17 protein-coding genes are annotated in these 21,586 nt (G+C 37.1%); 9 read left to right on the forward strand and 8 right to left on the reverse strand.

What is annotated here, in order from left to right; all coding sequences use genetic code 11:
• The first annotated feature begins 91 nt into the window (after positions 1–91).
• The 6 genes from ND812_RS00550 to ND812_RS00575 are packed head-to-tail and all read left to right on the forward strand — an operon-like array spanning position 92 to position 8,100.
• Positions 92–1,273, forward strand: a complete 1,182-nt coding sequence (locus ND812_RS00550; RefSeq protein WP_265373807.1) for a FliG C-terminal domain-containing protein — start codon at positions 92–94, stop codon at positions 1,271–1,273.
• Between the two features lie 4 nt (positions 1,274–1,277).
• Positions 1,278–2,201: a flagellar assembly protein FliH gene (gene fliH / locus ND812_RS00555; protein WP_002973208.1), complete on the forward strand. Its 924-nt coding sequence runs from the start codon at positions 1,278–1,280 to the stop codon at positions 2,199–2,201.
• Positions 2,198–4,183, forward strand: a complete 1,986-nt coding sequence (locus ND812_RS00560) for a sensor histidine kinase (protein WP_265373808.1) — start codon at positions 2,198–2,200, stop codon at positions 4,181–4,183. Before fliH ends, ND812_RS00560 begins: the two co-directional genes overlap by 4 nt.
• Positions 4,180–6,183: a 7TM diverse intracellular signaling domain-containing protein gene (locus tag ND812_RS00565; protein WP_265373809.1), complete on the forward strand. Its 2,004-nt coding sequence runs from the start codon at positions 4,180–4,182 to the stop codon at positions 6,181–6,183. Before ND812_RS00560 ends, ND812_RS00565 begins: the two co-directional genes overlap by 4 nt.
• 55 nt (positions 6,184–6,238) lie before the next feature.
• A complete protein-coding gene (locus tag ND812_RS00570; RefSeq protein WP_265373810.1) occupies positions 6,239–6,823 on the forward strand; it encodes a Crp/Fnr family transcriptional regulator in 585 nt (194 codons plus the stop codon).
• Positions 6,824–6,873: 50 nt separating this feature from the next.
• Complete coding sequence (locus tag ND812_RS00575; RefSeq protein ID WP_265373811.1) at positions 6,874–8,100, forward strand: NnrS family protein; 1,227 nt, start codon at positions 6,874–6,876, stop codon at positions 8,098–8,100.
• A 38-nt stretch (positions 8,101–8,138) separates the two neighbouring features.
• On the opposite strand, the gene ND812_RS00580 is transcribed toward ND812_RS00575, so the two are convergent.
• Genes ND812_RS00580 through ND812_RS00595 form a run of 4 tightly spaced genes read right to left on the reverse strand, consistent with a single transcriptional unit; the run spans position 8,139 to position 12,731 of the window.
• A complete protein-coding gene (locus ND812_RS00580) occupies positions 8,139–9,872 on the reverse strand; it encodes a nitric oxide reductase activation protein NorD (RefSeq protein ID WP_265373812.1) in 1,734 nt (577 codons plus the stop codon).
• Between the two features lie 9 nt (positions 9,873–9,881).
• The gene (locus ND812_RS00585) at positions 9,882–10,664 is read right to left on the reverse strand and encodes a CbbQ/NirQ/NorQ/GpvN family protein (protein ID WP_265373813.1); all 783 of its coding nucleotides are present in this window, start codon (positions 10,662–10,664) and stop codon (positions 9,882–9,884) included.
• Positions 10,665–10,667: 3 nt separating this feature from the next.
• Positions 10,668–12,017, reverse strand: coding sequence for a cbb3-type cytochrome c oxidase subunit I (locus ND812_RS00590; protein WP_265373814.1), 1,350 nt, complete (start codon positions 12,015–12,017; stop codon positions 10,668–10,670).
• A gap of 9 nt (positions 12,018–12,026) precedes the next feature.
• Positions 12,027–12,731, reverse strand: a complete 705-nt coding sequence (locus tag ND812_RS00595; RefSeq protein WP_265373815.1) for a c-type cytochrome — start codon at positions 12,729–12,731, stop codon at positions 12,027–12,029.
• Positions 12,732–13,021: 290 nt separating this feature from the next.
• Here ND812_RS00595 and ND812_RS00600 point away from each other — a divergent pair, with 290 nt between their 5' ends.
• Positions 13,022–13,594, forward strand: a complete 573-nt coding sequence (locus tag ND812_RS00600; protein WP_265373816.1) for a cytochrome c oxidase subunit 3 — start codon at positions 13,022–13,024, stop codon at positions 13,592–13,594.
• 13 nt (positions 13,595–13,607) lie between these two features.
• Positions 13,608–13,838, forward strand: a complete 231-nt coding sequence (locus ND812_RS00605; RefSeq protein ID WP_265373817.1) for a prokaryotic cytochrome C oxidase subunit IV — start codon at positions 13,608–13,610, stop codon at positions 13,836–13,838.
• On the opposite strand, the gene mtnC is transcribed toward ND812_RS00605, so the two are convergent.
• The 3 genes from mtnC to ND812_RS00620 are packed head-to-tail and all read right to left on the reverse strand — an operon-like array spanning position 13,835 to position 16,981.
• Positions 13,835–14,563, reverse strand: coding sequence for an acireductone synthase (gene mtnC, locus ND812_RS00610; protein WP_265373818.1), 729 nt, complete (start codon positions 14,561–14,563; stop codon positions 13,835–13,837). The genes ND812_RS00605 and mtnC overlap by 4 nt on opposite strands.
• 37 nt (positions 14,564–14,600) lie before the next feature.
• Positions 14,601–15,959, reverse strand: coding sequence for an MFS transporter (locus ND812_RS00615; RefSeq protein WP_265373819.1), 1,359 nt, complete (start codon positions 15,957–15,959; stop codon positions 14,601–14,603).
• A complete protein-coding gene (locus ND812_RS00620; protein ID WP_265373820.1) occupies positions 15,956–16,981 on the reverse strand; it encodes a hypothetical protein in 1,026 nt (341 codons plus the stop codon). The genes ND812_RS00615 and ND812_RS00620 overlap by 4 nt, the downstream gene beginning before the upstream one ends.
• Before the next feature lie 126 nt (positions 16,982–17,107).
• Here ND812_RS00620 and ND812_RS00625 point away from each other — a divergent pair, with 126 nt between their 5' ends.
• Positions 17,108–17,920 (forward strand): WecB/TagA/CpsF family glycosyltransferase, encoded by an 813-nt coding sequence (locus ND812_RS00625; protein WP_108960765.1) that lies wholly within the window; start codon positions 17,108–17,110, stop codon positions 17,918–17,920.
• A 3-nt stretch (positions 17,921–17,923) separates the two neighbouring features.
• On the opposite strand, the gene ND812_RS00630 is transcribed toward ND812_RS00625, so the two are convergent.
• Entirely contained in the window at positions 17,924–21,586 is a 3,663-nt protein-coding gene (locus ND812_RS00630; protein ID WP_265373821.1) for a hypothetical protein, read from the reverse strand.

Here is a 21,586-nt window from a genome sequence, read left to right on the forward strand (position 1 = left end):
AGACCCTTATTTGGAAAGGAAGTTTTCAAAATGAAAAAAATAATATTTTTTAGTTTGTACGAAGTACTGAGTAAGCTATTATGTCTCTTAAATGGCACATTCCTCCGGTCCCAACAAAGCCGCACTGGCATACCAAATTTTAGGCCAATACTTACCGGATGAAGTGTTCGCCCATCTGACTGATGCCGAAATCGAGTCTCTACTTCTGAAGGTAGAAACCAATCCCTCTCCCACAAAAGGCCAAGAAAAGGACATCTTACTCTCGTTCACCCATTTCCTTCAAAAAAAGGGAATCCGTTCGAATGTGGCCCAAGGAAACCAACCGTTCCCCGGAGGAGGGAAACCTAACCCTAGCATTTCGCAACAAAATGAGGCAGAATTGCCTACCCTTGGTAGCAAGAATCCAAAGTTCGCAAAACCTAACGCTTTAGGGGGAAAAACAACATATTCTGCCGACTACCAAACCCCAAAGGCTAACGTGATTGGTTCTTTTCCAAGTGGCATTCCGACAGGTGGCAATCCCGAAACTAACGAACTCTATTCGTTATTAGAAGAGATCCTCAAAGAAGAGGAGAACAAACGATCAGGTCCACTTTGGACTGAGTTGCCAAAATTTTCCGTTGAGTTGCTCCAAAGTCTGACCCGGGATGAATCTCCCGAAGTAGTGGCAAGGGTTCTCAGTTTTTCGGACCCAGAATCAGCATCGGAAGTCCTTGCCGAATACCCAGAATCCCATAGAGAAGAGATCATTTTGGCACTTGCCGAGATTGACTTCCACTCAGACAGGGAACGTGACCAACTCGATCGTTTCCTACGCTTCAAAATGGAACTCATTGAGAAAAAAATGCCGGTTTCCAAGATCCGAAGCCGCAAAGCCAAAACCGCGGGGGAAATTCTCACCAGGCTTCCTTTTTTGCCATCTCAAAATTTAATTGAACGAATTCAGAAAAAAAGCCCAGAATATGCCGAAACTATAGTAGAACACTACTTTCGTTTGGAAGACCTCCTTCATTTGGGAAGGACAAGTCTCACTCGTTTTTTTTCTGAGATCCATCCCCTTGTCATTGCTTGCGCATTGAAAGGTGTTGAGACCGAATTTCGTGACCAAGTGTATTCCAATTTGGAATCTTGGCTTGTGAAAGAGATAAAGATCGAATGGGATTCGTTAGGTCCTGTTTCACTGGCAGAGATTGAAGAAGCCCAAAAAGGGATCTTAGATCGTTTGCGGGAAGCAATGGATGAAGGCAAAGTGAAACTTTGGAGATTGAAGTAAGGATATGGCAAAACTAGTTTTTAAACCCATTCAAATTGCCGACTTACAAGAAGAAGTTGAAATCCAACTTCCTGATAAGTACAAAAAATTTCATAAGACCGATGAACAAGAAGACTTCGAGATAGACCAAGAAGGGAATATCATCGAACAATACCAAGGACCATCGATCGAAGAGATCGAAGCCGAACTCCAAAGGTATCGCCAAGAAACAGAAGAACAAGTCCGCCAATTATTAGAAGATGCTAAAAAACAAGCAAAGGCCATTGAAGAAGAAGGTAGAACCAAAGCCTTCCAAATGGTTCAGGACTCAAAAGAAAAAATCAAATTAGAAGAAGATTCTGGCCGAGCCAAAGCGGAACAAATCTTAGATCGTGCGAAGATGGAAGTCGAACGTATGATCAAAGAGGCCGAAATGAAACAGGCTGAGATCGAACACGAAGCCTACCAAAAAGGATATGATGCTGGACGTGAAGTTGGTTTTAAAAAAGGCCAAGGGGAAGTAAGACGACTCATTGACCGATTGGGAACTATCATTGGTAAAGCAATCGACATTCGTGAAGAGATGATTGCCGCTTCTGAAAAACAAATGGTGGAAATGATTCTTGTCATTGCAAGAAAAGTTATCAAAGACGAAATCATTGAACGTAAAGAAATTGTACTCAATAACATTCGTGAAGCGATGAAACGAATTAAAGACCGTGACCGTATCGACATTCGTGTTAACTTCGCTGACCTAGAACTCACAACAGCTCATAAAGACGAACTCATTAAACTAATGGAATCACTCAGAAAAGTAAACATCTACGAAGACTCTCGAGTCGACCGTGGTGGAGTGATCATCGAAACAGATGTGGGAGCAATCGACGCAAGAATTTCCACTCAGCTCAAAGAAATTGAAGAGGCAATTCGAAACGTAGAACCAATATGATTTCGAAAACCCGTTTTTCCCAATTTTTCCTTGGGTTCTTACTGTTTTTGTCACCAACTTTAGTAAGTTTGGTGGCGGAACCATGTGGAACCATGATCACATCCTTTGAAAAACCAGTGGTTTTAAAAACAGATTGGTTATTTAGAAAAGGGGACAATTTAGATTGGCGTGATGAGTCAGTTGAAGAAAGTTTTTGGGTCAAACGTTCCGTTCCGGATTATGGAATTTCAAAAACAGAAAACCTAACAGGGTACCACTGGTATCGTTGTTCTTTTTATTTACCTGACAATTATACAACCCCAGTAGAACCGATAGCCATCCAATTAGGTAGAATTCGTGACATCGATGAGTTTTATTTAAATGGAACTTTGATTGATAAAACAGGAACTGTTTTACCTAAATTAGAAGTAGATTTTCAAAAAATCAGAATTTATTCTCTTCCTACACACTTACTCAAACCAGGATTAAATGTGATGGCCATTCGGATTTATGCAGCCACAAATCTAAATGGATTAAAGGAAGCTCCCACAATTGCAAAAGAACGTATGTTACGTGAAGATGTGTTTTCAAAAGAACTTTTTGCGATGGTTTGTGGTTATGTTTTTATCTTTATGGGGATTTACTTTTTAGTTGGTTCCATTGTTCGTGGAAGAGCTGGGGAAAATTTCTTTTTTGCATTATTTTCAATTTTTATGGGAATTTATGTTCTCATCCGCACACAACACAGAGATATTTTATTTGAAAGTTTCACTTGGTCATATGTTGCAGAACTTTTAGTCCTCATCTGTTTACCTGCATTTTTTATTAACTTCATGCATCAATATTTGAAGTTGAAACGTAATATTGTGTTACTTGTTTATGAAGTGTTTTTATCTGTACTTTTTATCATCACTCTATTTTTCAGAAATCCAAAAACATGGATCCTGGTGATTGCTCTCTTTAATTATGCATTACCAATTGCAATGGGACTTGTGATTTACTTATTTATTAAAAATGGACAAACAAATATTAAAAAGGTAAAATTTATACTGATTGGGATCGCTTGTTTATTACCTACAATATTAATCGATAGTTTGTCCGCTTTGGAAATCATCATTTCCATGCCCGGAACATTATACTTAGGTTTTTTAATTTTTCTTGTGATGATATCGATCCAATTATCAAACGATATCGTCAAAGGATTGGAAAATTTTATAGAACAAGAAAAAGAACTCATCCAAATGGAGAGAGTCAAAACTGGATTTCTCATCAACTTATCTTCCGAATTTAAATCGGGAATGGAAAAAATCAAATCCGCGATTGAGAATATTACCACCAATCAAAGTAAATCTATTGCGAAAGATGTGGTCAAACCATCTGCCAAAAAAGCCGTTAAGAAAAAATCAAAAGTTGCGAACACAAAACAAATTGGAGATCCAGTAAAACAAGCAGAAGATCATATATCTTACATGAGTTATATGGTTGAGGAAGCAATTTTACTCAGAAAACTGGAAGAACGAGACTATATTCCATTTTATGAAAGTTTTTCTGTCTCGGAGTTTGTAAAAAATTGCGTTGCCAGTGTAGAAAACCATTTGGGCCAACATCGAAAAAATACATATATTGATATAAAACCAAATGATTTAGAAATTTATTTTCCTAAAGAATTATTATTCTGCATTTTAAGAAATTTGGTAGAGAATGCATACCAATACACGGATCCTAAAACAGACATTCATATTGAATTTTTCAATAGAGATGGATATCATCAATTGATTGTGATGGACGAAGGTATGGGACTTAGCCAAATAGAAATGGAAACTATTTTTCAAAAGTTTGTCCGAGGTTATCGTGACAAAAAAAATGAAATCCCTGGCGCAGGAATTGGCTTAACTTTAGTAGAAGCTTCAACCAACTTTTTATCTGGAACCGTTAGTTTAAAATCAAGCGAAGGAATGGGAGCCAAGTTTACAATTCGTATCCCAGAAAAACCAAAAAAATGATATCCTTACCATTCCGTCGCCTAATTCTATTTTGTTTTTGTTTCATTTCACTTAATTGTTCCCGTACAACTGACGAATCGACCGTTGTATTAAGGTTAGATGGTGAAGATTGGGGAATATATTTTAATGATAGTGCAGATTTATTAAATCCAGAATTTAATCCAAATAATTTGGACATTACAACTGTTCCCAACAATTTCCGTAATTTAAATAAATCTTATAAGGGATCTATTTGGATTCGGAAAAGTTTTGAAATTACGACAGAACAACACCAAAAGTCGTTAGCCTTACAATTAGGGAAAGTGTACCAATCAGATGAGGTTTTCGTTAATGGTGTGTTAATCGGTAAAAACAATTCCGCTTTTGGCAAAGATCCTGAAGACTATTCGTTTGGAAGGCCTAGAATCTACCCTATTCCACATGATTTATTACTCGAAGGGGAAAATGTTTTAATCATCAAAATTGATTCATCACTTTCCACTTCGGCGGGGATCATCACTGGGCCAATCCGAATTGTCACTTACGAAGAAGCAATAAACGGAAATTTATATGATTCACTTGTCGAACTAATTTTCGTAGGTTTTTATCTTTTCATTGCATTGTTTTTCTTTATTAACTTTTTTAATCTAAGAGAGAATAAAGAATACTTAAGTTTCAGCATACTGGCGCTTATCTTCTCAGGATATGAATTATGCAAAAACGAAGTTAGATTTTTGATCTTCAATCATTTTGCTATTTTAAAATTCCTAGAATATTCATTTTTACTTATATTGCCATATGGTTTTATCAAATTCATCCAAGATTTTTTCGAATTAAAACCATTTAAATACCAAAGAATTTACCTCTTCTTTCAATTTTTCTTTATCCTCGTTTTTCTCATCATCCAAAACCCTGTGTTTTGGTATAACTTCATTGGGTATTGGGATATCCACTTACTTGCGGTGATTGGTTACGCAATTTATGTAACGATACTAAAATTCCGTGAACAAAAAAGAGGATCAACAATCCATTTATTGGCTCTTGTTTACCTACTCTATTCAATTCTAAAAGAGATTCTAATTGAAAGAGGATATTTAAACTCACCATCTTCACTTGAAACTAGTTTTTTGGTGTATTTAATTTTAATGACCCTTGCTCTGCGATTTCAGTTTTTGATGATGAAACGAAAACTCCAAAATCGATATGACAGATTAAAAGAAGCCGATTCACTCAGAGAAAAAATTTTCTTTTATATGGATGCAATGATCTCGGGTCCATTAAAATTAATGAAAGATAAACTTTCAGAGTACAGAGAATCTACTCAAAAAACCAAAGATAAAAACTTAGTAAAAGAAGTGATTGAAGTCCAATCGTCCATTGACAACGTCATGGATGATATCATTGAACTCTCAAGATTGGAAGTACTAAAAGAAGTTCCATTTAAAGAACAAGTAAATTTTGTATCCTTTATCAATGATGTAATTCCAGAAGATGACATTACATATTCAATTAAAGTAAATCCAGAAACTGAAATTCTAAATAGTTTAGATTTAATTAACTCTGTTGTAGTGAGACTAGTGGACTTTCCTCCATTTAAAGAATTTAATCACAATGATTTAATTATCACCCAAGATTTAAAGGGGAATGTTCATTTTAGATTCTTATTATTCCACAGTAATTCCAAGGTGGCTCAAAAATTATACAATGAATTGTCCGAAAATTACAACCAACTCACCCCAATTAAAGTAAAGTGGGCGATTATATTGGAAATCGTACGTTTGTTAGGTGCGAAAATTGACTTCAAAATCATCAAGAAAAAATATCTAAAAATCGATTTGGGAATCTCAGCAATTGTCCCTGTTTCAGAATTACAACCCATCAAAGATTCAACTTCAGTCGGGATACAAAACCAAAACTCTAAAAAATCAGAAAAAGAGGATTGGAGAGTTACTCTAAAGAGAATTTGGAAATTTTTAAAGGAAACAGAAATTAAAATTCCTAACTTTAAAAAGAAGAAATAAAACAATTGTTTCAATGATTATTAAATACATTACGAAATCTAGTCCTGAATCCTTAATGAAAGCCTTTGCAGGATGTAAGGAACTAACTTATGATAAAGATGAATTTTTATTTCATGCGGGAGATGAAGTCACCCACATGGACCTTCTTGTCAATGGTGACTTACAGGTTTTTAAATATGATGGGAATATGAATGAAGTAACTCTAACTTTTTTCAGACCAGTATGTATTGTGGCAGAGTGGGCTGTTATCCAAGGAATTCCTTATCCAGCGTCTGCAAGGTTTACAAAAAAAAGCACAATCTTACGAATGCCACTTTCTGAAGTTCAAAATCGACTAAATTCTAATATTGAACTTAACCACATTCTAATGCACTCATTGATGAATAAAATCGAGACGTTAAACTTGGCAATTAATCGTGGTCTCACCATGGATGCAATGCAAAGAGTAGCTCATTTCTTATTTTATGGAACACCCGATTCCCTTGCCCTAAAACAAACTCAGATGGCATCCTTACTTTACTTAAGACCTGAAACTTTCTCAAGAATTTTAAAACAGCTGAAAGACCAAGGACTTGTTGATACACAAAAAGGTGAGATTACAATTTTAGACAAAGAAGGACTCCTGAAAATTTTAGCTTAGTACTTGATTTGTATCAATGAAATGATACTGTCTTCAATTAGTATTAAGGTATGAAACAATCTTTTTTTCAAAACAGTTTCTGGAACACAGCGTTTCGCCCATTTTTTTGGTTTGGCTCAGTTTTCGGAATCTTGGTCATTTCAATTTGGTTATTCATACTTTCGAATATTCTTAAAAATCCAATTCACATCAATGCGATTCACTGGCATTCCTACGAAATGGTATTCGGTTTTACCAAAGCCATCGTATTGGGATTTTTGTTCACTGCTGTTCAAAATTGGACAAATTCAACGATCCTAAAAGGGAAAAATTTATTCTACTTATTAGTCTTTTGGTTACTTGGAAGATTTTCATTTTATTCGTTTGGTTTTTTAAGTTACCTTTCTTTTGGATTTGATATCTGTTCGGATATCATGGTCATCTATTTGCTTGTTCCAAAGTTGATTGTTCCTACCCAAAAACACAACAGACCCATTTTATACCATTATGCACTTTTTACTATTTTTCATATTATGAGTGCTCTATCTGCTTATTCCATTATAGATCCGGAGAAAACTTTACTTTTTATCCATCTAAGCATCTTTGTTGTTTTATTTTTGATACTCATCATAGGCGGACGAGTTGTTCCATTTTTCTCAGGAGTCGTAATCCAAGGGTATTCTTTTAAACGAATGCCAAAATTAGAAACTTTTCTAATCTATCATCCATTTATTTTTTATCTAGCAAAACTCATACAATCATATTTCGAAGGGTACATTTTTAGTTCCATTTCCTTATTACAAGGGACAGGTTTCACTGTTTTTGGAATGATTTCTTTTATCTTTGGATTTTCTTTATTTGCCTCAAATACAATTCGTTACATTTCATGGAAACCTTGGAAATCTTACCAAAGGCCTATCCTTTGGATTTTGTATTTAGGTTACTTTTGGGTATGCCTTGGATTTTTACTCTATAGTTTAGCAGAATTAAATCTATTTCCAATTTCATCAGCAATCCATAGCCTAACAGTTGGTGGTCTTGCCGTTTTTATTTATGGTATGATCACAAGAGTGAGTTTGGGTCATACTGGTAGAGCAATCGTGGCATCTCCTCTCACTGTTTTTGCTTATGTTGTTTTAAATGTAAGTGTTGTGATTCGAGTCTTATTACCACTCTTCAACCAACACAAGTATGCATATTACCTTTCAGGCATTGGCTGGATTCTGTGTTTTGTTTTCTATGTTGTCCAGTATACAATCATTCTTTATACACCTAGACCTGATGGAAAACCTTCTTAATTAAAAGATTCAAATATAATTCTCTTTCCCATTCACTCTTAACTCTTAATGGCTCTTCTAAAAAATTCCTGTAAGGAATCGAGGAGCCTTTCTGGATGGAATAACATTTGATAACTTGCATTTCGCATCATCGCAGGGATAGTTGGTTTTTCCTCTGTTCCTATTGCCAAAGTATACACCTGTACACCGTTTAACAAACATTCACCCACAGCTTTATTCACATCCTCAATACCATACTTACCTTCATACTGGTCATAATCATTTGGTCTTGCATCCGTAATTAAGATGATCCATTTTTGTTTGTACCCGGAATCTTTTAAGAGTGAATTTGTATGACGAAGTGAAGGACCCACTCTTGTATAACCGATGGGAGACAAAGGACCTAAACGATCTCTGACCACCATCCAAGATTCGTTCATTTGTTTTAAGTGTAGAAATTGATTGTGATTTCTAGTACGAGAATAAAAACCAGCAATACCAAATGGAATTTTTAATTCTTCCAAACACTCAGAAAACAGTAATAAACTTTCTCTTTCCACATCCAAAATTCGTTTATCGTGAATCCAAGAATCGGTAGACAAACTCAAATCCATTAAAAAATACAATCCTATATCGGATACATCTCGAATAGGATTCATATAAATTGCTTCTGATGGACTCTTTTTAGCCTTTAAGTCTGCATAACGATCAACGAGCGCGTCTAAATCTATGTCAGCACCCGCTACCAAACGTTTTTTCATACGGGTTTGATTGAGTAAAGCAGTCATTTTTTTCTTTAATAATAATAGGGTGCGGTGTTGTTTTTCCAAGACTCCAATTGCATAAGAAGAATCCAATGTTTTTGGAAATTCTTCAACCACAGAACAATAATTAGGTTTGTATTTTTTTTGTTTGTAATCCCATTCTGGATATAAAAAAGGTTTTTCTTTACTAGTGTCTTCCAAAATTTCCAACAAGGTTCCTGCACCTGATTCACTTGTCCTTGTGGTATGAACGGGATCTTCTGTACGAATGATATGTTTTAGGTTGAGTTCCTCGAGAGCCTCCTCTTCTTCCATATCTTCTTCGCCATCAATGTCTCGCCACTGTCCATCAAACTCTTCTACAGTTTCAATTTTTTCAAAGTTGTGCCCAAGTGTATATTCTTCGATTTTTTTCTCATCTACTTCCAGTAATTCTGCTTCACTTGGATCTAACTTTTGTTTGGATTCTTTCGATTCCATTTTTTGTTTTTGTTTATCCGAAATAAAATCTTTACCTATTGGAAAGTTCATTTTCAAATTAGAAAGTGAAGTGTTTGCATGATAAAAACAGGAAACAATGTTTTGGTATTGTTTTGGGTCCTTTTTTCTAAGCATCAATCGATCTTTTCGAATTTCTTTCCAATCTAAATATGCACCAGGATATCGTTTCAGAAAAGAACGAAACAGTTGATAAAAAGTTTCCTTACCCAAACTGGTTTTGTCAGTATGTTCTTCTTTTAAAAATGATAAATATGCAAGTAGAATCCGTATTTGTATTTTTGTTTCTCTTTCTGTTAAATACCAATAGATTGTTTCTGGAAATTTAAGGAAATTTTCTCCAAGGGAGATGGCCTCACCACCATACACAATGGAGGTGGTTTCTTTTCGTAAAGTTTGTAGATAACGAACGATTTTAGTTTCTTCCGTCTCCATACGATATGGATAGTATGGACTTGGAGGTGTAAGTTTTGTTTTAAGTTTTTTCCAAAGTTTATGACCTTGGTAGAATACAAACTGATCCCATTCCAAAATGAATTCCTAAAAGATTAAATCAAAACTATCTTGTAAGGCAGTCACTGTATCTTCATCATCCGTTAAAGGTAGTATGATAGCAGTGCGACCAGCAAGGCGAGATGGTAGGCCTTTCCCTATCAGTTTGGCACATGATACAAGCAAACGTGTCGATACTGTTTCTGCAAGTCCCAACTCTGGTTTTTTCCTAACTAAATTTGCAAATTGTACTAATTTTTTGGCAATGGAATCAGAAATCCCTGTTTCCCCAATAATGATCTTTTCTTCCACAGATGGTTTTGGATATGGAAAATCCATACTAAGGAAACGTTGTTTGGTGGAAGGTTTTAATTCTTTAAACCCTTTTTGATAACCAGGGTTGTAGGAAGCTACGAGTAAAAAGTTTGGATGTGCTATGATTTCTTCATTTTTTCTTTCAATGAATAATGTCCGTCTATGGTCTGTTAATGAGTGAATAGTCACAAGAGTATCTGGTCTTGCTTCTGCAATTTCATCCAAATACACAATTGCACCTTCTTTGACACCTGTGGTAAGAGGTCCATCCATCCAAACAGTATCTGCCCCTTTAACGATAAATCGTCCCACCAAATCCACTGCGGAGGTTTCATCATTGCATAAAATCGTGATGAGTTTACGACCCATTTGGTGTGCCATAAACTCCAAAAATCGAGATTTTCCAGAACCAGTAGGTCCTTTTAACAAAAGCGGCAGAGTATTCTCCGCCGCCATTTGAAAAATTTCCACTTCTTTACCAGTCGGTTCGTAATAGGGAATTTTTGCTGTTAACATATGTTAATCTATATCACCTACATTTTTGCCAATCGCTTCATTGGAAGGAAGACCATGTCGAATGAAATCAACAATGAAATATGTGATTCCGACTGTAAATAATGTAGCTGCAAGTAACATTCCGATAAAATGGAAAACGATTTCTTTTTGAACCACAAGAAAGTCCATTCCCAATTTACGCTCCAAATACACCTGAGTGATCCCTGCTACTGCCAAAGCTCCAGTCATTCCTACCATTCCAATATTGGATGCCCAAAATGCTAAATATCCAGACATACCGGTGAATAGTTTACGACCCGTCATGTTTGGCATTGCATAAGAAATAACAGCTAACACTAACATTGCGTAGGCTCCCCAGAAAGCAAGGTGACCGTGCATTGCTGTGATGAGAGTTCCATGTGTCCATTGGTTAACCGATGGCCAAGTATGTGCAAAACCAAGAAAACCCGCGCCAATGAAAGACATCATCGCACTTCCAAGTGTCCAATAGAGTGCAATTTTGTTAGGATGGTCTTTTCCTTTTTTGCGATACATATTGAGAGCCCAAATTGCCATTCCGAGGAAAGCAAGTGGTTCTAAGGCAGAAAAAATTCCACCGACCATAAGCCAATATTTTGGAGTTCCGATCCAGTAGTAGTGGTGTCCTGTTCCTAAAATTCCAGAAAGGAAGGTGAGACCAACAACCACATATAACCATTTTTCAATGACTTCCCTGTCCACACCCGTAAGTTTGATGAGTAAAAATGCTAAGATACCACCCATGATGAGTTCCCAAACTCCCTCTACCCAAAGGTGAACAACCCACCATCGAAAGTAAGAATCCAAGGTTTGGTTATCGAAATAAATCATACCTGGAAGATAAAGTAAGGCAGCACATAACAGACCAAAGAATAATACAAGTTGTGTTGTACTCCTTTTTTTGGCCTCCCAAATGGTCATGGCGATATTGAATAAAAAGGTAAGAACATTGACAACGACAAGGTAATCAAGTGGTCTTGGAATCTCTAAAAACTTTCTACCTTCCCACCAATTAAAGTGGAATCCAATGATGGCAACAACACCCACCACAACCCAAGAAATCAGTTGGATGTATGCAAGTTTGACACTGTACAATTCACGATCAGATTCTTCAGGGATGATGTAATAAGCAGCACCCATAAATCCCGTTAATAACCAAACAACTAATAAGTTGGTATGTGTTGCACGAGCAGTGTTAAATGGAATGTAATCATGTAATCCATCAAAACCAATACGAGCAAACCCCATGATAAAACCATAAACGATTTGTAAAGATAAGAGTAACATACAAGTTGCAAAAAACCAATATGCGACCTTTTGTGATTGGAATCTCATTGTTTCTCCTTATTTTAATGCAGAAAGATAAGTCACTATATCTTTTCTTTCTGTATCACTTAACGGCAACTTTGGCATATTTGTTCCCGGTTTGATCACTTGTGGATCAATCAACCATCGGTTGAGATAATCGACATCAAACTTTGATCCTACATGATCAAGTGCAGGTCCAACATTTCCTCCCTTGCCACCTACTGCGTGACAGGCGACACATAATTGAGAAAACTTTTCTGGTTGAGAAACTTTCACAACATTGTTAGTTATTTGTGGAGGTACGGCAGTGGAAATTGAACCAACTGGGATATTTGGTTTCGGTGGCCAACCATTGGCATCAATTTTACCAACCCAATCTAGGAATTCGATAACTTGGCCTTTTTCTTCTTTGGTAAAATTGTATTTCACCATCTTACGTTCACCAGGGAACATTGCTTGTGGATCATCTAAGAATACATCGATCCAGCTAACTCCCCTTCTCTCGACCACTTTTGTCAAATCAGGTGCATAGTATGCTCCCTCTCCAAGTAAGGTATGGCAACCCATACAATTGTTTTTTTCCCAAATCTCTTTCCCTTTTAGCACATCTTCTGTTAAGTTTTGCGCATTGGTACGGGTATCATTTTGTCGCAAGGTATCAATTGTGAGGAACACAAAGATAGCACCGAACAAAAAAGTTCCACCCAGAAAGAATGCCCTTGCTTGCGATTTTGAAAGCATCCTTACCTCCTTTTTTCCATTTTACAAATGTAAGTGCAGATTATACAAATTGCCTTGATTCTAATCAAGTTCTAAATAAAAATCCTGTGTTAACATACATAATATACCGAACGGAATTGATTTTGAATAAGATTTAGAATCATTTAAACAATTAAAAAAGGGTAAATAGTGGCGCAAACCGGACAATTTGAACGTTTTTCATAATTTTGGAACCATTCGGATCCCTTTTGCATGTGATTTTAGTTGAATATTCGATTATTTTAAATTTCTATAGGACTTAAGGAGAATGCATGAACGAAACTACTACCGAGGAAAATGATTCAATTTGGTACCCTCCTGGGGGAATTCTCATTTGGCTCATTGTATTTGTGGAAGTAATCACCTTCTGTATGGGGATTGGATCCTTAGTCTATGACAAAACTCAAAATCCAGATGGTTTCCAAACGATGCAAAAACTTCTGCACAGAGAATTTGCTTTCTGGAATACAATTTTCCTGTTAACGAGTGGATTTTTATTAGCCATAAGTGTTTATGCAAAAGAAAACAATAAGGAGACCAAATTTCTTTATGGTATGTTAGGTGCAATTCTCTTCGGATTTGCCTTTTTGTTCCTCAAAAGTCTCGAGTTTTATGACAAATGGACTTTAGGTTATACCTTAGATACAAGTATATTCTTTAGTTACTACTGGTTACTCACAGGTTTTCATTACTTACATGTGGCAGTAGGAATCATCATCTTATCAATTGTTCTTCTCAACCGAAAAACCATCACCCTTGCGAATTTGGAAGCGGGAGGAATTTTTTGGCATATGTGTGATTTGATCTGGCTTATCTTATACCCAGCATTGTATTTGATCCAATAAGGAAGAAGGTTTTATGTTACGAATTGTATTTACTTATATGATTTTACTCACAATCGTATATCTGTCGTTTTACGGGATGGGGTCGTTTGTACCAGGTAATTGGAATTTGGTATTGATGAGTGCACTCAAATTCCTATTGATATCCTATGTATTTATGAATTTAGTACGAGCCCATTTTTTTTGGAAGTTGATTTTCTCAACTTTGATTTTTGTGTATTCGTTTGGGATCTGGTATTTCACTTAAAAATGATCCCAAATGGGAAACGAATGTGGTTTTTGAGGCAAATTTCCTGGTCGATTCAAAATGACCACTTGCATCCCTGCTACACTTGCCGCATCCGCTTCTTCCACAATGTCTGTAAAAAAACGAATTTCACTGGGAAGTGCAGAGAGTGTGTTGGCAATTCTTAAATAACTTTCTTTTTCCCGTTTTCCACCTACCGCTGTATCAAAATAGGAAGTAAAATACTCACGTAAATCACCTAACACCGAATATTGGTAAATTAAAACTTGCGCTTCCACGGATCCCGACGAATACACATGGTTTTGTTTTCCTTCTTGTATGGATTGTTTTAAAAATTTGGGAACATCTTCATAGACTGTACTTTTGATCTCATGAGACTCATACCCTTCTTTCCAAATTTTACCTTGTACTTCTTTTAAGGGACCAAATTTACGATCTTTCTCAATGAGATATTCAAAATATAAAGAAACCATATTGATAGAAAGTTCCTTTGGTATTTGATCGTTCGAGTTTTCCACCATAAATTTTTGAATGAATGATGGATCATTAGAAAAAAAATCTTTTTGGTATTCTATTTGAATTTCTTTCCATTTCTCTTCTGAAAATTGATAGTTTTTTAAAAAGGAATGGATGTGTTTTTTTGCATAGGGAAAAAGAATCTCATGGACAAAGGTAATTGGTGCCGTTGTCCCTTCGATATCAAGTAAGTTATGTTTGATTTGCATTGTATCTATTTGTTTTCAATTTATGAATGAATCCATATTAGGAAACATTCTGTTTCATTAACAAATGCATAGCTTTTTCATCTTTTTCATAATTGAATAAAACTAAAAACCAAGCTAAGGCACATGGAATCCAAAATAAAATTGAGATGGAAAGAGCAAGTCCTCTATCCGGTGTGAGTCCAAGAATCACAGCTGACATCACTGGTCCGAGACCTTTTCCTAAATCATCCGTTAGGTTGTAGATTGAAAAGATCGCACTTCTCGATTTTGGTTCATTTACATTGAGTAAAACGGCTCTGACATTTGGGCCAGTAACTGAGATCATAATCCCTGTTAATACATTGAGACCTATAAAGAGTCCCATATGAGGAACGATATCAAACGAGTAGAGCAAAAGGATAGCTGGGAATACTCCAAAGAAAGTCGTTCCCATACATAATAATGGTTGGTAGGTTTTTTTGATATTGTACAAAAATTGTCCAAGCACTCCGCCAAAAAAAGTTCCAATAAAAATTCCGATTGCAGCAAAAGTTATCATACCAGCGGAAACTTCTTTTGTTAGGTGGTATGTATGTTCATAATAATCTGCTAAATAAACAAAAAATACACCCCAAGGGATACAGCCAGGAAGTCCTTGTAAAAAGGCACCTAGATTTGTTTTGTTTTCGAATAGTAATTTAAAGTCTTTGAGAGTGATTTTGTGAGAAAGTTCATCAGCACCCACTTCTTCTGCTCCACCACGTTTTGGTTCTTTACAGAAAAATAAATAAACTGCAACAAAGAAAAAAGAAGGTGCGGACATATATATAAAAGATGTTCTCCATCCATTGATGGGATCTGCTCCACCCAAAATACCACCTAACAGCTGACCTACTCCCACACCAAGTCCCATTGCTAATGATACATACCCAGTGGCAATGGCACGAGATTGGCTGGAAAAATAATCTCCGATCAAACTAAAAAGTAAAGGGAAAATTCCACCGAGTCCAAATCCACATAACGTTCTCAATATCAAAAATTGGTCATAATTTTGAGCATAGGCAGTCAACAAACAAGGAATTTCACCTAACAAAACTGTTGCGATCAGCAAATTTTTTCGTGAAAATGCTTGGGAAAGATACCCCATAGACAATGACACAAGTCCACCCAATATAAAAAACAAAACAGGAATGATCCCACCAAATTTCCAATCCACTTCATTTGGATCTGTGATTCCTAAAGAAGCTCCAATGTTTTTCATATTGGGAGCAATTAAGTTTTGATCACCAAACAGAAAGAAGGCCATACCTAAAATCATCCAGAAGGCTAAAATCCCTCTTGCGCCATGGTTCACAAGTTCTGCAAGACCAAAAAACCGAAGATAGGTGGTTTCTTGTTTTGATTTTTTTTGGTTCATAAATTGGTTTTCCTTTCTGATTGTTTGCGATAGACAAAAATAAAAGACAGTGTAAATAAAAGTCCTAAGAATCCAATGATCGCAAAGGTAGATAAATCCCAACTCGTTAGGATAGATCCATTCCAAATTTCTGGGTTAGGAGAATTTGCCATTGTTGGAAGTGCCTTTCCTCCAACAAAACGAAATTCAACCATTGTACCAAATTCGAGTGCATTTAATACATAAGCACTGAGACCTTTTGGAACATCTTTATCTAATTTCACCACTGGTGTTTTTTCACCTGTTTCCACTACCATATCTTGTGGTTTCACAAAGATAGGGTATTTACCGTTTTCTGATTCAATTAACATTCGTTCGCTGAATGAATCTTCAGAGTTTTGGATCAAATAAGAAACTTGTAATTCGGAACTTCCAGGTAAAACAGCTCGGTCCAAAATTCGTCCGCCATTTGGACCATCGGGTACACCGAGTGGAATGGCCATTTTATTACCAGGTTGTTGGAGTTGTGCCATAATCTCCGTTGCTCCTTTCGCAACCGAATATTCCAATGCACCTGACTTTGGATCATACGACTTTGGTGGATTACTGACATTATCGATGAGGAATAATTTAAAAATACGTAGACCTTTTTTTTCTCGCATAACCTGCATTAAGCTTTTAATCGCCACTTGTTTTCGGTCTGCCCCTGAATCATATACGGTTATTTCTTGAGGAGAAGTACGAAACTTAGTGGTTGGCGGAATCATTTTATTATAATTTGCGCCTTGGTATTGGACTTGTAAAAGGATGGGTGCGCCTTCCGGTAAATCCATTTCTGGGAATCGAAATTTTCCAGACTGTGGACCAATTTCTCCGAGTGGAACCATTGCACCTTGTAAAGCCATCATCCGAATGGAATCAGCCTTTCCGAATCCTCTTGTGGTACCATTTTGAATGGTTCCAAAGATGGAAATTTTTTCCGCATAACTTGCGCTTGAGAGAAGAAAGAGGACTAAATAGAGAATACAATTGCTACGAAACATTTTGATACTTTTTCTCGTTCTTTCGGTTCCAATCCAAGTGAAAAAACGAAAGTTTTTAAAAATTTAGAGGCGACAAGAGAGGGTACTGGACATAATGCTTTAGATAGGAAAGGAAAACCTGGCTACATGAAGCAATTGAGCGAAATCGTTCACAATTCCTCAAAAGACGAGAGAGATATACTACTAGAATACCAAAATATCGATGTTTCCAAGTTAGAAACATTGAATGTTTTAGGAATTCCAATAGACAATGTCACAACAGATGAAGCGATTGCGAAACTTTTCCGCGTGCTTGAGAAAAAAGAAGGCATGCACCATGTTTTATTCTTAGATCCGATCAAACTCATGAGGATGCGCCCTAAAAAATCGCTCCACCGTATCGCCGAAAAAGCAGGTACCATCTTAGTAGAAGGTGCGGGAATCGGTTGGATGACAAAAGGCCGACTAAAAGAAAGAGTCACACCGATTGCAGTGATGATGGATCTTATCCGACTTGCGGAACTCAAAGAGTTCACAGCCTTTATTTTTGGCGCAAAAGACGAAATCGTAGAACGTATTTATTTTAATCTCACAAGACACTTTCCGAAGGTTCGAATTGTCGGTAGGCACGCAGGCCATTTAGATCGCCAACGTGAAATGCGAGTGAAAGAAGCCATTCGTAAAACTGGACCCGATATCATTTTCCTTGCTATGGACTTCCCTGAACAGGAAATTTGGATCGAAAACAACACTGGTTATTTTGGTAAAGCTGTTGTGATTGGTGTAGGTGGCGCCTTAGATATGTTATCTGGTGCTGACAAAAAAGCCCCTGAATGGTTTAAGGAACGTGGTCTAATCTGGTTATGGAGAATTATCGCAAGACCATACCGAATCCGACGTATGTGGGAAACGTTTTACTTTCTATTACTTGGAATTCGCGAACGTTTTCGCAAACAATAACGTTTATTTTTTAATCTGAGCCAATCGATCCAGTGTAGGAGCTAACCAGTCTTCTAACAATGGTTCTCTATCTAGTTTGGCTCTAGCAAAAACCAAATCCTTATTCGAGTTTGCAATTTCACTTACGGAACCAATTTTACGTGCTGTTTCCATTGCTTTCCAATAGTATTTGAGTGCATTGATGGTATCCTGTTTTTTCTCATACACTGCACCTATATTATTGTAAAGAGCCGTTAAAGTCTCATACACCTCTCTATGATCAGAGTTTTCAGTGTCAATTCGACCAAGGCTTTGTTCCTTCAGTTCAAAATCATCCTTTAACTTCAGATAGTTGCCAAGTGCTGCATTGTATTGTCTTGTATAATAAAATGCATTTCCCTTTCCAAAGAGTAAGGTTGGGTTATTGTATATATCTTCTTCAGGGAGTTCTGCCCAAAAATCTAAACTTTGAGCAAAGTCACCATGGTTATAATCAATCCAACCCAAATAATAATAACATTCTCTAACAATCTTTGGATCTTTGGAAATATCACGGTCAAGTGCTGCGAGAAATGATTCACGTGCCATAAAAAGACCATTTCGCCTTTCTTTTTCTTCATAAGAAAGAGTTCCAATACTTCGTTCTGGATAGATTTTTTTGCCAGGGAACTCTCGTATGTTGTCTGTTACGTTTATCCCAGCTGCTTCCAAAAATTGAATTTTACCTAAGTTAAACGAAATCCTTCCTGGACTTCCTTCGAGTAAGGTTTCATCTTCGTCCCTTTCTCCTAATCGGTCACGATAGTTTTGGTATCGATCATCGGCTTCTTTTAAAAGTTTAACAGCCTCATCATAATTTTCAGTTTGGATATAATATTCAGCCATCAGTAAAACTGCTAAATAATGTCTAATATCATAAGTTGATGCTAGTTCTAATTGTTTTAGAGCACGAGCCGCTTCTTCTTTTTTGAAATAAAAACGTGCTCTTTGGTAATAACCTTCCGCAAATTTGGAACCACCATCTTTGCCATAAGCGATGTTTAGAAGGTATTCTACGTTATCATCAATCTCCATGCCTGTGACTTGGTCTTCTGGATTGATGTTGTATTTGATTCGTACTTCTTCAGAATCTAAATCAATATAAAAGGAAGCAAGTTTTGCCAAAACAAAAAGTGAAAGTTCGTCTTCAATATTTAGAGCATTACGAACTTGTCTATGGTGGTTTAAAACATATTGTGGGTTTTTGTCACGTTTCCACATTTCAATATATGTAGATAAAATTCCACCGTGTCCAATTGGATTTTTTGGATACTTTTCAATGATATCGTTATAGTATTTAACAGCCGTTCCAAACTCTTCTTTATTATAGAAAATTTTTGCAATACCAGCAATGGCATCAACATTATCAGGGTCTCCCCCATCGGTAAACACTCGTTTGAAGTATTCGATTGCAAGTTGATCATTTTTATATTTTTTGCGATTACTTCCAGGTGGAACTTCGATAAAGTCTTTTCTGTGAAAGGAATGAAAGTTTCCGAGTGCAATATATGTATCAATATCATGCACATTGTATTTGAGGCGTGATGCAATGTAAGCACCTGCTTTTAATACCTTTCTTGGAACTTTGTCTTGAGAGGTTAAATAAAATGCAAGTTCAGGAAGTGGTCTTCTACCTGCAGTTTCGACACCTGCATCATTCCATTCCGTTTTTTTTGCAAAACTGATGTTTGGAACTTCTTTACGATTTTCCCAAGCACGTTTGTGTTCCTTGTCTTCTGGTTCATAACCAAAATCTGGTTCTACCTTCCCAAAACATTTTTCAAACGCTCTTTCATACAAACCGGCTTTCGTATAAGCAGTACAATATTTATTCAAAAACTCTAAGTTATGTGGGAAAATCTCTTCCCCTTTGATAAAATAATTCTCAGCATCAGCGAGTAATTTTTTCTTTTCTAGAGCATCAGTTTCATAACTGTATTCTTCTATTTTTTCAAGTCCAAGTGCATACTGCGCTTTAGCACGGTAAGGAACGATTACATACTTCCATAAAGTAACAATTCCAAATACTAAAAAGATAGCTGCTGCAGAAGATAAAATTGTCCTTCTGATTAACTCACGTTTACGAGCTGCACCTTCTTTAGTATATGCATCTTTACTGGCAATGATGGGAACTCCATCTGCCGCAAATTTTCCACTCGAATCACTGAGTTCTACACGTTCGCCAAGAAGGCCACTTAAGAAACTTGCAATGTCTTCCGGTTTTTGTTGGGCTTTGATGAGCTCAATGATTTCTTTTTGGTTCCGAACAGGGATACGTTGGTTGACGATCGCATCAATAATGGTTCGTCTTAATTTGGGAGGATAACGAAGTAACTCAGACTGGATGACCGCAAGTTCTTCATCCGTTAAACTGGATTCAAGAGATTCTTCAGGTTCTTCCTCTTTGCCAAGTGACATGAGGTCTTCTTCAAATCCACCAGGACCTTCATCATTTCCACCAAAGTCGTCCATGGCGGAAACTGGCATATCATCAATGGAAGGTGCTAGGTCATCAAATGAAGGAGCAGCTAAATCATCATCAAGACTTGGTGGTTCCATTCCCACACCCAAGTCACCAAATGGATCATCAAATCCACCACCTATATCTGCAGGTTCGGGTTCTCTAGCAGAAGTAGATGGAGTATCCATACTTCCAAAAGGATCATCATCAAAACCTGTTCCCGCGTCAGTTGCGGCTGGAGTGGATCCCATATCGGCAAAAGGATCGTCACCAAACGAAGGTTCACTAGACGAGGCAGGTGTTGACAAATCTCCAAACGGATCATCACCGGAAGGGACATCAGAGGATGGAGAATCTAAACTACTAAAAGGGTCATCACCAAAACCAGCACCTGAATCGGATGGGGTAGATCCCATATCTGCAAATGGATCATCACCCGAAGGAGTTTCGCCACCAGATCCAAAATCAAAATCATCACTTGTACCTTGTGGTTCATCAGAACCTGAATCAAATCCAGCAAACAGGTCTTCGTCGGTTGTTTTTGGAATTGAATCGTCGTCGCCGCCTAAATTGGCAAAGGGATCATCACCAATTTCTGGCGCTTTTGTTTCTTCAATGGGTGCTTCATCAATCGCATCTAAATTGGCAAAAGGATCATCGGCACCTGCCTCAGAGTCACTGGGAGAACCGAGGTTTGCAAATGGATCGGCATCGTCACCCGCAGGTGTTGAAAATGGATCCTCATTCCCAGACAAATCATCTGAGGGTGCATCCATTCCCAAATCATCAAAATCAGTAGGAGGAGGAGTTGTTTCTTTGGGTTTAGGGCTATCTTCGCCTAATAATTCATCTAAATCGATCCCATCGTCTTCTTCAGGTTGGGAACTGGATAGTTTAGGTGGACCAAAGTCGTCGTCATCATCAAGCCCGGCAAATGGATCTGAGGTGTCACCTGCAGTCGTATCATCCCCACCGAAATCATCGGGTAGAGCATCATTTGGTTCTTCGTCAGTAGGTTCTGGCTCTTCATTGCCAGCAAATGGATTGGTATATCCTAATTTCTCACGTAAGACCTTTGCCATCGGGTTGAGCTCTTCCGAGGACATAGGGTTCTTATTGAGAGCCGAAAACATCGTCTCGATTTGTGTAATTTCTTCCGGACTCAATTTGTCTATCGGCTCAGCCAT

It is taken from the genome of Leptospira limi, assembly GCF_026151395.1.
In the GTDB taxonomy this organism is placed as follows: Bacteria; Spirochaetota; Leptospiria; order Leptospirales; family Leptospiraceae; genus Leptospira_A; species Leptospira_A limi.